The sequence below is a fragment of the Kribbella albertanoniae genome (genome assembly GCF_004348455.1).
Classification (GTDB): domain Bacteria; phylum Actinomycetota; class Actinomycetes; order Propionibacteriales; family Kribbellaceae; genus Kribbella; species Kribbella albertanoniae.
This window is the reverse complement of the sequence record NZ_SMKA01000531.1, coordinates 1-1,282: the sequence shown is the minus strand read 5'-3', so window position 1 is coordinate 1,282 and position 1,282 is coordinate 1. Positions and strand designations below refer to the sequence as shown.

2 protein-coding genes are annotated in these 1,282 nt (G+C 67.6%); both read right to left on the bottom strand.

What is annotated here, in order from left to right:
- On the bottom strand, positions 1-1,149 hold a 1,149-nt coding region (locus E1261_RS44820; RefSeq protein WP_132416474.1), incomplete at its 3' end, for an enolase C-terminal domain-like protein.
- Positions 1,146-1,271 carry an SDR family oxidoreductase gene (locus tag E1261_RS44815; protein ID WP_238176865.1) on the bottom strand — a complete coding sequence of 42 codons (126 nt, stop codon included), beginning with the start codon at positions 1,269-1,271 and terminating at the stop codon, positions 1,146-1,148. The genes E1261_RS44820 and E1261_RS44815, both read right to left, overlap by 4 nt.
- Positions 1,272-1,282: the final 11 nt, after the last annotated feature.

Genomic DNA, 1,282 nt, shown 5'->3' with positions numbered 1-1,282 from the left:
GTCGTAGGGGTAGTTGCCGAGTTCGCCGTACAGGGCGGCGTACTCGGCGAGTTTGTCGCGGTCGAGCTCGACCCCGAGCCCTGGCCCGTCCGGGACGGCGATCGCGCCGTCGGCGTACGGAAGCTTGCCGCCGGCAATGATGTCGTCGCGCAAGTGGTGGTAGTGCGCGTCCGCTGCGAACGACAGGTTCGGTACGACGGCGCCCAGCTGCAACATCGTCGCCAGCTGGATGCCGAGTTCGCCGGAAGAGTGGACGGCGACGCCGAGCTGGAAGGTCTCGCAGACCCCGGCTGCCTTCACACACGCGCGGATGCCGCCCCAGAACGTGGTGTCCAGCAGGATCACGTCGACCGCCGGGTTGAGGACGTTGGCCGCCAACTGCTCGAAGTTCACCACGACGGTGTTGGTGGCGAGCGGGATCCGGGTGTTGGCGCGGACGCGGCGCATCCCGTTCAGACCCCAGGTGGGGTCCTCGAGATAGTCGTTGTCGAGGTCCTCGATCCCCCGGGCGAAGCGGATCGCCTCCTCGACGCCGTACGCGCCGTTCGGGTCGAAACGCACCCGGTGGCCGGGGAACTCCTCAGCCAGCGCCCGGAAGCAGTCCCGCTCGTAGTCCGGCGGAAAGACGCCGCCTTTGAGCTTGTGCACGCTGAAACCGTGCTGATCGACCAGCTCACGCGCATGCGCCACCAACTGCTCAGCAGTCCGGATCTCGCCGGCACCGTCCTCGTTCGGGTGCCGGAAGAACAGATAGCTCGCGAACGGCACGCGGTCACGCACCTTGCCGCCCAGGAGCTCGTGCACCGGTACGCCGAGCGCCCGGCCCTGCAGGTCGAGGCAGGCGAACTCAATAGCCGCCAGCAGTTGCGTGCGGTTGTTGTAGAGGCTCGCAGTCGGGTTGGCGATCATCCAGCGCAGCGCCTCGGTCCGTGCGGGGTCATGGCCGACCAGATACGGCTTCAGCCCAGTGATGGCGTCCTCTGCGCTCTGTCCGCCACCACCTAGTTCGCCCAGCCCGATCAGACCGTTGTCAGCCTCGACCTCGACCACAGTCCGTACGAACCGTCCCCAGTGCGCGCCGTTACTGTGCCGAAGCGGCGCCTCGAGCGGCACCGTCACCGTGGTCGCCCGGATGTCGACGATCTTCACAGCACCACAGCCAGCTGCGCAGTCAGTCCGCCGTCGACCTTCACATCAGCCCCGGTCACAAAGCCAGCCGCCGGCGTCGTCAGGAAGTAGATGACCTCAGCAACCTCACCCGCCGTCGCCACCCGCCCCAGCG